The 12833-nt window shown below is 72.3% G+C and carries 13 protein-coding genes; 2 read left to right on the top strand and 11 right to left on the bottom strand.

What is annotated here, in order from left to right; all coding sequences use genetic code 11:
• Positions 1 to 26: 26 nt before the first annotated feature.
• From M8J73_RS24900 to M8J73_RS24850, 11 genes are all read right to left on the bottom strand, one after another.
• Positions 27 to 587: a GNAT family N-acetyltransferase gene (locus tag M8J73_RS24900; protein ID WP_249829078.1), complete on the bottom strand. Its 561-nt coding sequence runs from the start codon at positions 585 to 587 to the stop codon at positions 27 to 29.
• On the bottom strand, positions 587 to 1165 hold the full coding sequence (locus M8J73_RS24895) for a helix-turn-helix domain-containing protein (protein ID WP_249829075.1): 579 nt from the start codon (positions 1163 to 1165) through the stop codon (positions 587 to 589). Before M8J73_RS24895 ends, M8J73_RS24900 begins: the two co-directional genes overlap by 1 nt.
• A gap of 97 nt (positions 1166 to 1262) precedes the next feature.
• Complete coding sequence (locus M8J73_RS24890) at positions 1263 to 2162, bottom strand: LysR family transcriptional regulator (protein ID WP_249829074.1); 900 nt, start codon at positions 2160 to 2162, stop codon at positions 1263 to 1265.
• Positions 2163 to 2318: 156 nt separating this feature from the next.
• Positions 2319 to 3530 (bottom strand): glycine C-acetyltransferase, encoded by a 1212-nt coding sequence (locus tag M8J73_RS24885; protein WP_249829073.1) that lies wholly within the window; start codon positions 3528 to 3530, stop codon positions 2319 to 2321.
• Between the two features lie 122 nt (positions 3531 to 3652).
• Positions 3653 to 4681 (bottom strand): L-threonine 3-dehydrogenase, encoded by a 1029-nt coding sequence (gene tdh, locus M8J73_RS24880; RefSeq protein WP_055542473.1) that lies wholly within the window; start codon positions 4679 to 4681, stop codon positions 3653 to 3655.
• A 272-nt stretch (positions 4682 to 4953) separates the two neighbouring features.
• Complete coding sequence (locus M8J73_RS24875; protein WP_055542472.1) at positions 4954 to 5511, bottom strand: GAF domain-containing protein; 558 nt, start codon at positions 5509 to 5511, stop codon at positions 4954 to 4956.
• On the bottom strand, positions 5508 to 6107 hold the full coding sequence (locus M8J73_RS24870; protein WP_055542471.1) for a GTP-binding protein: 600 nt from the start codon (positions 6105 to 6107) through the stop codon (positions 5508 to 5510). Before M8J73_RS24870 ends, M8J73_RS24875 begins: the two co-directional genes overlap by 4 nt.
• Positions 6085 to 6456, bottom strand: coding sequence for a DUF742 domain-containing protein (locus M8J73_RS24865; RefSeq protein WP_055542470.1), 372 nt, complete (start codon positions 6454 to 6456; stop codon positions 6085 to 6087). Before M8J73_RS24865 ends, M8J73_RS24870 begins: the two co-directional genes overlap by 23 nt.
• Positions 6457 to 6458: 2 nt before the next feature.
• Entirely contained in the window at positions 6459 to 6890 is a 432-nt protein-coding gene (locus tag M8J73_RS24860) for a roadblock/LC7 domain-containing protein (protein ID WP_055542469.1), read from the bottom strand.
• A 92-nt stretch (positions 6891 to 6982) separates the two neighbouring features.
• Positions 6983 to 9214, bottom strand: coding sequence for an ATP-binding protein (locus tag M8J73_RS24855; RefSeq protein ID WP_249829072.1), 2232 nt, complete (start codon positions 9212 to 9214; stop codon positions 6983 to 6985).
• A 428-nt stretch (positions 9215 to 9642) separates the two neighbouring features.
• Positions 9643 to 10812 carry an MBL fold metallo-hydrolase gene (locus M8J73_RS24850; protein WP_079054711.1) on the bottom strand — a complete coding sequence of 390 codons (1170 nt, stop codon included), beginning with the start codon at positions 10810 to 10812 and terminating at the stop codon, positions 9643 to 9645.
• 225 nt (positions 10813 to 11037) lie between these two features.
• On the opposite strand from M8J73_RS24850, the gene M8J73_RS24845 reads away from it, so the two are divergent.
• Together M8J73_RS24845 and M8J73_RS24840 are read left to right on the top strand one after the other, a co-directional pair.
• Positions 11038 to 12222, top strand: coding sequence for a Glu/Leu/Phe/Val dehydrogenase dimerization domain-containing protein (locus M8J73_RS24845; protein WP_055537630.1), 1185 nt, complete (start codon positions 11038 to 11040; stop codon positions 12220 to 12222).
• A 20-nt stretch (positions 12223 to 12242) separates the two neighbouring features.
• On the top strand, positions 12243 to 12833 hold a 591-nt coding region (locus M8J73_RS24840; RefSeq protein ID WP_249829071.1), incomplete at its 3' end, for a TetR/AcrR family transcriptional regulator.

Below are 12833 nucleotides of genomic sequence, written 5' to 3'. Positions count from 1 at the left end.
CGCACAGTAGCGGCCACCACTGACAATCACCCGGCGGGAGCCGCCGCCCCCGCGGCGTCATCCGCCGCCGACCCGACCCGCTTGTAGTAGATCGACGTCGGCCGCAGGCTTCCGTAGGGATCCGCCGCATAGTCGGGGATCGCCCCGATCCGCGTCCAGCCCGCCTTGGCGTAGACGTACTCGGCCGGGCTGTCGGTCTCCGTGTCGAGGTGGAGCAGGGTGACACCGGCGTCGACGGCCGCCCGCTCGGCCGTCGCGAGCAGCGCCTTGCCGACGCCCTGCCCCCGCCCGTCCGGGTGGACCATCAGCTTCACCAGCTCGGCCCGGTGGCGGCTGTTGGGCTTGTCCGGGAAGACGAGGCTCACGGTGCCGATCAGCCGACCCCCGTCACGCGCCACCCACACGGCGAGTTCCCCCGTCAGGGCCGCGTCGGCACGCCCCCGCCACCAGGCCGTGGCAGCCGCGCGGTCGAGCGGCGCGAGAAAGCCGACGGAGGCCCCGCCGTTCACGGTGTGGACCAGGAGGTCCGCCAACTCCTCCACGGCCGCCAGCAGTCGAGGGCGGTCGTCGAGCCGCTCGATCGCGATCACGGTTCGACCACCACCAGCGCGTACCGCGCCTCCTCCGGACCCGGACATCTGAAGCGCACCGGCCCCCAGACCCTCATCCGCAGACAGTCCCCGGCGGCCAGTTCATGCTCCACGCCCCGGTCCGTCACCGAGAGGGCGCCCGTCAGGACCCAGATGTGCTGTTCAAGTCCGGGGACGGACGGGCCGTCGTACGCGATGTCGGCGCCCGCGGTGAGCCGTCCCTCGACCAGTTCCCCGCGCAGTCCGGCCGCGGGCGGCGACACCGACCTCCGTACGAAGCCGGACGCCTTGTCCTCCCAGACGACCTGGTCGGCCGCGCGGACTACGGTGACGGGCTCGCCCTCCACCTCGCTGAGCAGCTGGGACATGGTCCGGCCGTACACGTGGCAGAGGCGGTTCAGCAGCGCCGCCGTCGGGCTGGTCTCGGCCCGCTCCGCGCGGGACAACGTCGAACGACTCACCCCGCTGCGCTCGGCCAACTCCCCCAACGACCAGCCCCGTTCGGCCCGCAACTCGGCGAGACGAGCGGCGAGGCGGATGTCGACGGGGTCCAGCACCTCCTCCGTGATTCCCATATTCGGGATGTTATCCCAGAAACGGGACGCACGACAGAGACAACAGAGACAGAGGAAGCCGATGTGCCGATGTGCACCGGCCCCGCCGGACCCCGACCTATCCCGCCGCCTCCCCCAGCGCCTCCAGCACCGGCTGGATCAGCGGGTGGCCCTCCGCCCCCCGTCGCACCGCGGCGAAGACGCGACGGGTGGGGGCCACTCCGTCGACGGGGCGGACGACCACCGCGGTGAGGTCCATGCCGCGCAGGGCGGAGCGTGGTACGAGGGCCACGCCCGCGTCGGCGGAGGCGAGGGCGACAACGGCGCGGAAGTCGTCGGAGGAGTGCTCCAGGCGGGGCTGGAAGCCGGCGTTCTCGCAGGCCAGGACGACCACGTCATGGCAGGGGTTGCCGGGGTACGGGCCGATCCACGGATCCTTCGCCAGGTCCGCGAGCGGCACCTCCTCGACGTCGGCCAGCCGGTGGTTCAGGGGCACGACCGCGTCGAAGGGCTCGGCGTACAGCGGGACATGGGTGAGCCGGGGGTCGTCGGCGGCGGGTGCGCCCCGGTACTCCACGGCCACCGCTATGTCGACCTGCCGGTCCAGGACCATCGGGAGGCTCGCGTCGCCCTCGGCGTCCTGCACGCGGAGGCGTATACCGGGGGAAGACACGGCGAGGCGGGCCACGGCGGGTGCGACGACCTGGGCGATCCCGGTGGCGAAGGAGGCGACCGTGACCGTGCCGGCCGCGCCCGAGCGGTACGCGGCCAGCTCCGCCTCGGCCCGCTCCAGCTGGGCGAGGACGGCATTGGTGTGGCTCAGCAGGATCTCGCCTGCCGGGGTGAGCCGTACGCCCTTCGCGCTCCGCTCGACCAGCCGGTGACCGGTCTCCTGCTCCAGCGCGGTGAGCTGCTGGGAGACGGCGGACGGGGTGAGATAGAGCGCGGCGGCAGCCGCCGTCACCGTGCGGTGGTCGGCCACCGCACGGAGGATGTGGAGCCGCCGTGCCTCGATCATGGGACCGATTCTCTCAAACCCACGCTTTTCCCCGGACCGGTCAGCTCAGCGCTCCCGGCCCACCCTTCCCGTTACTCCAGGTCAGCCCTCCCGGCCACCTTCCCGGTACCTCCCGCCCAGCCCTTCAGCTCGGCCAACCCGGTACCTCGCGGCCGGTCAGCCCTCCCCCTCGCCCTCCAGCTCGGCGCGCGCGGCGACGAACGCGTCCACCGCCCGGTTCACGTCATCCGTCGAGTGCGCCGCGGACAGCTGTACGCGGATGCGTGCCTGGCCCTGCGGGACGACCGGGTAGGAGAAGCCGATCACGTACACGCCGCGTTCCAGGAGCAGCTCGGCCAGCCGGCCCGCCCTCGCCGCGTCGCCGATCATCACGGGCGCGATGGGGTGGTCGCCGGGGAGGATGTCGAAGCCCTCCTCGGTCATCCGACGGCGGAACAGCGCCGTGTTCTCGGCGAGCCGGACCCGCAGGTCGTCGGCCGCTTCGAGGAGGTCGAGGACCTTCAGGGACGCCGCTGCGATCACCGGGGCGAGGGTGTTCGAGAACAGGTACGGGCGGGACCGCTGCCGCAGCAGGGCGACGATCTCGGCGCGGGCGGCGACGTAACCGCCGGAGGCGCCGCCGAGCGCCTTGCCGAGGGTGCCGGTGATGATGTCGACGCGGTCCATGACGCCGTGCAGCTCGGGGGTGCCGCGGCCGCCGGGGCCGGTGAAGCCGACGGCGTGGGAGTCGTCGACCATGACCATGGCGTCGTGGCGGTCGGCGAGGTCGCAGATCTCGCCGAGCGGTGCCACATATCCGTCCATGGAGAAGACGCCGTCCGTGACGATCAGCTTCCGCCGGGCGCCGCCTTCGGTGGCCTCCTTCAACTGCCGTTCCAGGTCCGCGAGATCGCGGTTGGCGTAGCGGTAGCGGCGGGCCTTCGACAGGCGGATGCCGTCGATGATGGAGGCGTGGTTGAGGGCGTCGGAGATCACGGCGTCCTCGGGGCCGAGGAGGGTCTCGAAGACTCCGCCGTTGGCGTCGAAGCAGGAGGAGTACAGGATGGTGTCCTCCTGGCCGAGGAACGCCGACAGCCGTGCCTCCAACTCCTTGTGCACCTCCTGCGTTCCGCAGATGAAGCGGACGGAGGCCATACCGTAGCCCCAGCGGTCGAGGGCCTCGTGGGCGGCGGCGACGACCTCGGGGTGGTCGGCGAGACCGAGGTAGTTGTTCGCGCAGAAGTTGAGCACCTCGCCGGGGCGGCCGCCGGCGGTGACGTTCACCGTCGCGGACTGCGGGGTGCCGATGACGCGCTCGGGCTTGTGCAGTCCGGCGGCGCGGATCTCGTCGAGGGTGGCGCGGAGGTCGTCGCGCACGGAGTCGAACATCGGAAGGCTCCCAGGGGTGCGGGCCCGGCGGTACGGGCCCGGAGATACGGATTGCTTGCGCGGTGCGGCGGCATCGGCACCGGTATCGGCGGTTCCCGCGTCCGGTCCGCCGGGCCGGTGGTCTACGCGGTCCAGTCGAGGATGACCTTGCCGCCGCGTCCGCTCGCCGCGTCCGCGAAGGCCGCCTCGTGGTCGCGGTAGCCGTAGCGTCCGGTGATCACCGGGGCGAGGTCGAGGCCGCCCTCCAGGAGCACCGACATGGCGTACCAGGTCTCGAACATCTCCCGGCCGTAGATGCCCTTGATCGTGATCATGGAGGTGACGATCCGGGACCAGTCGACGGCGAACTCCTCGGACGGCAGTCCGAGCATGGCGATCCGGCCGCCGTGCGTCATGTTGGCGATCATGTCGCGCATCGCGGCGGGGTTGCCCGACATCTCCAGGCCGATGTCGAAGCCCTCGCGCAGCCCGAGTTGGCGCTGCCCCTCGGCAATGCTCGACGCGGAGACGTCGATCGCCAGGCTGACGCCGATCTTGCGGGCGAGTTCCAGCCGGTCCTCGCTGACGTCCGTGACCACGACGTGCCGCGCGCCGGCGTGCCGGGCGACGGCGGCGGCCATCAGCCCGATGGGGCCCGCCCCGGTGATCAGGACGTCCTCCCCGACGAGCGGGAAGGACAGCGCGGTGTGCACGGCGTTGCCGAACGGGTCGAAGATCGCCGCGACGTCCAGGTCCACGGGGACGCGGTGCACCCACACATTGGACGCGGGCAGCGCCACGTACTCCGCGAACGCGCCGTCGCGCCCCACGCCCAGGCCGACGGTGGCACGGCACAGATGGCGGCGCCCGGCGAGACAGTTGCGGCACTTGCCGCACACCAGGTGGCCCTCGCCGCTGACCCGGTCGCCGGCCTTGATGTCCACGACGTCACGGCCGGTGTCGACGACCTCGCCCACGAACTCGTGGCCGACCACGAGCGGGGTGCTGATGGTCTGCCGGGCCCAGCCGTCCCAGGACCGGATGTGCAGGTCGGTACCGCAGATACCGGTCCGCAGCACCTTGATCAGTACGTCTCCGGGGCCGATCTCCGGCTCCGGTACGTCCACGAGCCAGAGTCCGGGCTCCGCCTTCTCCTTGACCAGCGCCTTCAACGCCACGGCTCCTGTGGGTGCGGTCCCGCGGCAGGGCATGACATGTACGCCCGTACCGGGGAGAGGGGTGGGATCACCGAGCAATCTGCCGTACGGCGGCCCCCTGGGTCCATCGAGGTTTTCTTAACCTCCGCCGCAGCTTTCCTTCACACCCCGCCCGCCCCGACCGCGTTCATTCACCCGTTCGTACGCCCGCTCCCCCGCCGGAGGCGCGGGCTGCCCGGATCCGCCATGAAGTGCCGTGCCGTTTCCCGGGGTCGAGGACGGCGTCCTCAGGGCAGCGCCTCCCGCCCCTCGATCCGCCCGGCGAGCTCCGCCGCCATCGCCTTGATGGTGTCCAGGCCGCCCCTGCCCCACGGCCGGGGCTGGACGTCGAGGACGCAGACCGTGCCGAGGGCGAGGCCCGTGCGGTCGATGAGCGGGGCGCCGAGGTAGGAGCGGATGCCGTGGTCGTCGACGATCGGGTTGCCGGCGAATCTCGGGTAGTCGGCGACGTTCTCCAGGACGAGCGCCTTGCGGCGGACCACCACATGGGGGCAGAAGCCGTGGTCGCGGGCCAGGTGGCGGGCCGTTCCGAGCGCGGGGGCGTCACCGGTGGCCTTCGCCGGGGCGTGCAGGCCCGCGAAGAACTGGCGGTTCTCGTCGATGAAGTTGACCATCGCGTACGGCACGGAGGCGACCTCGGCGAGCCGGTCCGCGAAGGCGTCGAAGGCGGGCTCCGGGTGCTCGCCGAGCCCCAGCAGCCGCAGCCGCCGTACACGCTCGGGGGCGTCCCGGTCCTCGGGAGTGAGCAGCAGCCGGCCGACGGGACGGGGCGGGTCGTACGTCACGTGTGGGCCCCACGGCTCGGGAGTTCGGCCGGGGTGTGCGCGAGGAGGTGCCGCACGAGGGTGAGCAGGGTCTGCACGCCGGAGCTGGAGATCCGGGCGTCGCAGCAGACGACCGGGATCTCCGGGTCGAGATCGAGCGCCGCGCGCACTTCGTCGGGGTCGTAGCGGTAGGACCCGTCGAACTCGTTGACGGCGACGATGAATCCGAGGCCGCGCTGTTCGAAGAAGTCCACCGCGGCGAAACAGTCCTCCAGGCGCCGGGTGTCGGCGAGGATGACCGCGCCGAGGGCGCCCTCGGAGAGCTCGTCCCACATGAACCAGAAGCGCTGCTGTCCGGGTGTGCCGAACAGATAGAGCACATGCCGCGGATCGAGGGTGATGCGGCCGAAGTCCATGGCCACGGTCGTCTCGACCTTGTTCTCGATGCCCTCGAGGCTGTCGGTCGCCGCGCTCACCGTGGTGAGCAGTTCCTCCGTGCTCAGCGGCGCGATCTCGCTCACCGCGCCGACGAAGGTCGTCTTGCCGACCCCGAACCCTCCCGCCACCAGGATTTTGAGTGCGGTGGGGAAGGGGTCAGAGCTGTCGTCGTAGTCCATCGAGCACTGCCTCCAGAAGAGACCGGTCTGTCGGGTTGTGGTGGAAAACCGGGGGCTTGGTGGTGAGGGCCCCGCAGTCGACGAGGTCGGACAGCAGCACCTTGGTCACCGTCGCCGGCAACTTGAGGTGGGCGGCGATCTCGGCGACCGAGACGGGTGCCCGGCACAGGTCGAGGGCCTGTGCGTGCTCGGGGCCGAGATAGCCGAGGGGGGTCGCCCCGGTGGCCATCACCTGTGAGAGGAGATCGAGCGCGGTGGTCGGCCGGGTCCGGCCGTTGATGACGGTGTAGGGCCGGACGAGGCGCCCGGCGGCGTCGTCGTACAGGGGCCCGTCGCCGGACGCGGCCACGTTCAAGGCCTCATCGCCGAGGGTTCGACGGCCTGGCGGGGCTGGGTGACCAGATACGGGCGGACGCTCTTGACCAGCATCGCCATCTCGTAGCCGAGGACCGCCGCGTCGGCCTCGCGTCCGGCGAGCACGGCGAGGCAGGTGCCGGAGCCCGCGGTGGAGACGAACAGCAGCATCGAGTCGAGTTCGACGACGACCTGGCGTACGTCGCCGCCGTCGCCGAAGCGGATGCCCGCGCTGCGTCCGAGGGAGTAGAGGCCGGAGGCCAGGGCCGCCATGTGGTCGGCGCTGTCCGGGTCGAGGCCGTGGACCGACTTCACGAGCCCGTCGCAGGACAGCAGCACCGCGCTCGTGGTGTGCGGTACTCGCTGCACGAGTCCGCTCATCAGCCAGTCGAGATCGGATACATGGCCGGTCGGCGCATCGCTCGCCATGGTGGATCGACTCCTTGGGGTCCGAAGGTCTGCGGGAGCGGAGGGGGTGGGCACTGCGGAGGGGACGGCGGTGGGGGTGTGCAGGGGCGTGTTCATCCGGCCGGTGTGCTCCCGTCTTGCCGGGTCGTCAGGTCGTGTGCCGCGTCGAGGGCCGGCGGCGGTAGCGCTATGGGGGTGGCGCCACGGGTGGGGCCGCTCAGCGGCTGGGTCGCGTCCTTGTGCGGCGCGTCCATGGGGGCCAGCTCCATGTGGAGGGCGTCGGTGCGGCCGGTGCCGAGGTGGGGCAATGCATCCACTCGGCCGCCGGAATGCGACGTCGCGTCCCCGCGGTCCCTGTCCCGGCGTACGGTCTCGCCGCCGGTGACGGTGTGCGGGGGCGTCAGATCGAGGGAGGCCGTGCCCAGCATGGCGGCGTCCCAGTCGGAGCTCTCCATCTGGCGGGCCTCGGCGAGGCCGATGCCGCGCTGGAACGCGGCCATCAGTCCGGGGTCGTGGCCGACGTAGTGCTCGGGGTCCTGGCGGGACGTCGGCGGGGGGCCGCCGCGCAGCTGGGGCACGATGTGCTGCTGTGCGCGGCGCCGGGGCAGCTGGGGCTTGCCCATGGTGCCGCGGACCGTGCCGCCGACGCGCGGGGTGGGGGGCGTGCCGGTGTTGTCGGCCACGGTGCGCCGGTCCTCGGGGCGGATCCCGGGGACGGCCTCGGACGGGTTGGGCCGGTCCTCGCGCGCGCCACGAACCGGCAGCGGGGTGATACCCCCGGTCCGGCCCGCGCCCTGCTGGCCGGCGCCGCGTCCGGTGCCGTGGTTCTGCCCGCCGCCTCGGCCCGTCTGTTGGCCCTGCTGTGCGCTGCCGCGGCCCGGCCCCTGCTGTCGGGGCACGGAGGGACGGGTGGGGCCCGGGGTGGCGGGGCCGGGGTCGGGGCGCCCGGACCGCGCCGGCCGGCCGGACGGGGTCGTGGGGAACTGCTGGGCGGGGGCGGGCCCGTCCGCCGGTCCGGGCGCGGCCGGCCGCGGCCCGGAGGGGTGCTGGGCGTGGCGTGGGCCGGTGCCCGGTCGCCGGACGCCGGTGGGCTGCCGGGTCTGTGCCTGGGGCTGCGGTACGTCGTCGGGGGCGGACTGGTCGGTGCCGAGCAGGCCCTGGGGGACGACGAAGGCGGCCTGGACGCCGCCGTAGATGTTGCTCTGGAGGCGGACCTGGATGCCGTGGCGGCGGGCGAGCTGGGAGACGACGAAGAGGCCGGTGCGGCCGTCCTGGAGCAGGCTCGCGACGTTCACCTGGTCGGGGTCGGCGAGCAGGGCGTTCATCTTGTTCTGCTCGGTGACGGGCATGCCGAGGCCCCGGTCCTCCACCTCGACGGCGAGTCCGGAGGTGACGAGGTTGGCGCGGAGCAGGACCTGGGTGTGGGGGGCGGAGAACACCGTGGCGTTCTCGACGAGTTCGGCCAGCAGGTGGATGACGTCGGCGACGGCGTGGCCGCGCAGGGTGCCGTCGACGGGGGGTACCAGCTTGACCCGTGAGTACTGCTCGACCTCGGCGATCGCGGAGCGCAGCACCTCGGTCATGGGGACGGGGTTGCTCCACTGGCGGCGGGAGACGGCGCCGCCGAGGACGGCGAGGTTCTCGGCGTGGCGGCGGATGCGGGTGGCGAGGTGGTCGACGTGGAAGAGGCCCTTGAGCAGGTCCGGGTCCTCGATCTCGTTCTCCAGGTCGTCGAGGATGGAGATCTCGCGCTGCACCAGCGACTGCAGCCGCCGGGCGAGGTTCACGAAGACCTCCAGCTTCTGCTCGCTGCCCGCGTGACTGGAGAGCTGGGAGGCCTGGACCACGGCGGTGACGGCGCTGTCGTGGGCGCGGGTCAGTTCGGCTGTGAGGAGTCCGAAGTCGTCGGCGTCCGGGCCGGTCTTGGGGCGCGGGCCGCGGGCGGGCGGCTGCTCGCCGCGCCGGAGGGCCTCGACAAGGGTCCGCAGGTCCTCCTCGCCTTTGGCGCTCGACTCGCGCAGGGCGCCGAGGCGTTCGCGTACGGACCTGGCGGTGCGGCCGGCGGCCACGGCGGCGATCAGGACGGCGGCGAGGGCGACCGCGGCGGTGCCGGCGAGCACCGCCCACAGGGTGGGGCCGGGACGGTGTGCGCCGGCGCGGACGGTGAAGAGCACGGCGGCACAGGCGCTGAGGGCCACCGCGGTGGGGGGCAGGACCGCCAGACGCAGCAGTTGTGGCCGTATGTGGATCTCGGGCAACGCGGGGACGGCACGGGTGGCCGATCGCCCGTGCCGCCCGCCCTCACGGCGGTCTGCGCGTGCGGCCGGTGCGCGAAGGTGAGACATCAGCGTCCTCGTACTGGTCCGTCTGGGTGTGGGGGGTGCCGCGCCTGGGCGACTTGGGCATGCGCCATCGCGTGTCGGTCGGGAGAGTCGAAGAATTCGGCACCGCGTCGACCGACGGCAACTCACAGTAGTCGCCAACGCGTCATGTGCGGTGCGCAGTTGACAAAGAGCCCCGTAAAGCGCGCGGCTCTGGTATGTAGCTTCGCACGGCAGACCGACCTTTCTTCGGACGGGTGTTCTTGCCGCTTTCTTTGTGCGACACCATTTCGATCAGAGCTGGTCGGAACGGGTCGTCAAATAGCAGCGAGGGCCGCGGAGCAATGTGCTCCACGGCCCTCGCCGTCAATCGAAAAATCACCCTGTCGGGAGAATTTCTGCGGGGTTGACGATGTCGGTCGTCCCTTTCCGAAGGGTCGGCTTTCGAAGGGTCAGCTCTCGGCGACCAGATCGAGCTGTTCCCCGACGGGCGGCCAGGCGGTCCAGCCGTCGGCCGGCCGGCGGGCGACGGACCGCCACCACGGATCGGCCGGCGGCGTGCTCCGCGGCTCGAACGGCTCGCCCGGCCGCGGCGTGGCCAGGGTGACCCCCGCCTCGTGCGCGGCCCACAGCGAGCGCTCGCCGGGCTCCGCCCAGGAGTGCATCGCCAGGTTGAACGTCGCCCAGTGGATCGGCAGCAGCACACCGCCGGTTCCGCCGCCCTGGAGGTCGAGGTGTGTCTGGAGCCCTTCCTCGGGCGTCATGTGGATGTCGGGCCAGAACTCGCTGTACGCGCCGATCTGGATCATGGTGATGTCGAACGGGCCGTGCTCGGCGCCGATGTCCTGGAAGCCCTGGAAGTAGCCGGTGTCCCCGCTGTGGTAGATCCGGTGCTCGTCACCGGCGACGACCCAGGACGCCCACAGCGTCTGCTGGGCGTTGCGCAGGCCACGGCCGCAGAAGTGCCGGGCGGGGGTCGCGGTCAGGGTGAGGCCGCCGACCTTCGTCGCCTCGTTCCAGTCCAGCTCGCGGATGCGGCCCTCGGAGACACCCCAGTGCTCCAGATGGGCGCCGACGCCGAGGGGGACCGCGAAGACCGTGTCCGTGCCGGCCAGCCCCTTGATCGTGGGCATGTCGAGGTGGTCGTAGTGGTCGTGCGAGATGACGACGACATCGACCGGGCCGAGGGCGGCCAGGGGCAGCGGCGCGGGGTGCAGCCGCTTGGGTCCGGCGAAGGCGAACGGGGAGCAGCGCTCACCCCAGACGGGGTCGAAGAGCACCCGGTACCCGTCGATCTCGGCGAGCACGCTGGAATGGCCCATCCATGTGATGCGTAGACCGCTCGCCGGGGGTCTGGCCAGGTCGGCGAGGGTCGTGGAGTGCACGGGGATCAGACCGGCGGGGGCCCGGCGGACCCGCTCGTCCTTGCGGAGGTACCCCTTGGCCATCTCCAGGGCGACACCGCGCGAGGGTCCGATGCGGGCACCCTCGGGGTTCACGAACACGCCGTTCGAGAAGTGCGGGGACCGGCGGATCCGCTCCAGCCTGGCGCCGGTCGGAACCGCTCCGAAGGCGGCTGGCTGGACACGCAGCCCCGAGCTCTGCGAACGGGAACCGGACACGGCACCTCCTGGTGGATTCGCTGAGGCATTCCATTATGGTCCGCCCTGCTGACAGCACCGCGCCCGATCCGGGGGGCACGGTGCCATACTGACCAACGGTTCAGTAGTGCCGTCCGTTCCCCCGGTAGCGCGGACCCGGCGCCTGCTTTCTACAACCCGGTCCGCCCGCCATCCGTTCCCGCTCGCCACCGCCACTCGTCCTCCGGCCGTCTTCCAGGAGCCCGTATGTCCGCCCCGTACCTCTCCCTGACCTGGACCGATCACGTCACGGGCCGCCTCGGGTTCCTCGTGGTGGACCGGCTGGTGCGCGGGGTGGCCAGCGGCGGGCTGCGGATGCGGCCGGGCTGCACCCTCGACGAGGTCGCCGGCCTGGCCCGCGGGATGACCATGAAGGAGGCGCTGCACTACGACCCGGAGGGCCGCTACGTCCCGCTGGGCGGCGCCAAGGGCGGAATCGACTGCGATCCCCGGGACCCGGAGGCGTACGGCGTCCTGGTGCGTTATCTGCGGGCGACGCGCCCGTACATCGAGGCGTTCTGGACGACCGGCGAGGACCTGGGGCTCTCCCAGGACCTGGTGGACCGGGCGGCCGCGGAGGCGGGTCTCGTCTCGACCGTCCAGGCCGTCTATCCCCTGCTGGACGACGAGCGGGCCGCCCGGCAGCGGCTGGCGGACGCGTTCGCCGTCGAGGTGGACGGGATCGGGCTCGACGAGCTGGTGGGCGGCTGCGGGGTCGCCGAATCCGTCCTGACGGCCCTGGACCGGACCTGCACGCCGTACGCCGGGACGCGGGTCGCAGTGCAGGGCCTGGGCACCATGGGCGGCGCCACCGCCCGCTTCCTCGCCCGGGCGGGCCTCACGGTCGTCGCCGTGGCCGACATCAAGGGCACCGTCTCGAACCCCGCCGGTCTGGACGTCGAGGCCCTGCTCGCCGCGCGCGACGCCCATGGCGCGGTCGACCGCTCCGCCCTCCGCCCGGAGGACCGCGAGACCTCCCCGGACGCCTGGCTGTCCGTCGACGCCGACGTCCTGGTCCCCGCGGCCGTCTCGTACGCGATCGACCCGGAGAACCAGGGGCGGATCACCGCCCGTCTGATCGTCGAGGCGGCCAACATGCCGGTGCTCCCCGAGGCCGAGGCCCTGCTCACCGCCCGCGGGGTGACGGTCCTGCCCGACGTGGTCGTCAACTCCGGCACGAACGCCTGGTGGTGGTGGACCCTGTTCGGCGACATCGCCCCGGACGCGCGCAGCTCCTTCGACCACACCCGCCGCTCCATGCGCGCCCTCGTGGACCTGATGCTGTCGCGCGCCGAGCGTGACGGCACGACCCCCCGGGCGGCCGCCCATGCCCTCGCCGCCGACCGCCTCCCCGTCATCGAGGCACGCTATGGGCGCCACCGCCCGATCTGACCCGTGGGTAGGGTTGCCGTGTGGGCAGGGTCAGGTTGAGCGTGGCCGAGCGGCGCGAGGAGCTGCTGCGGGCGGCCATCGAGCAGATCGAGGCGCGGGGCGTGGCGGCGGTACGGATCGCCGACGTGGCCGCGTCGCTCGGTGTGAGCAACGCCTTGGTGCTCTATCACTTCTCGACCAAGGAGAAGCTGGTCTCCGAGGCCTTCCGCTACGCCGCCGAGGGCGACCTCGCCCACCTCCGCAAGCTGATCGCCCGCCGCACGACGGCGCTGCGCCGCCTCCGGGCGGCCGTCCGCTGGTACGCCCCCACCGGCCAGGCCAAGGGCTGGCGCCTGTGGATCGAGGGCTGGGCGGTCTCCCTCCGCGACCCCGCCCTCCGCGAGGTCACCCGTGACCTGGACCTCCAGTGGAAGGCCGCGCTCACCGGCCTCATCGAGGAGGGCGCGGCCGCCGCGGAGTTCCACTGCCCCGACCCGAAGGCATCAGCCCTCCGCCTCACCGCCCTCCTGGACGGCCTGGCCGTACAACTCACGTCCTACGACGGAGCCGTCTCCCGTACCAAGGCCCAACAGTGGGCGGACGAGACCCTGGCCCGCGAACTGAACCTGCCG

Origin of the sequence: Streptomyces neyagawaensis, assembly GCF_023516595.1 — a bacterium.
Taxonomy (GTDB): Bacteria; Actinomycetota; Actinomycetes; order Streptomycetales; family Streptomycetaceae; genus Streptomyces; species Streptomyces neyagawaensis.
This window is presented reverse-complemented; position numbering and strand designations above follow the sequence as displayed.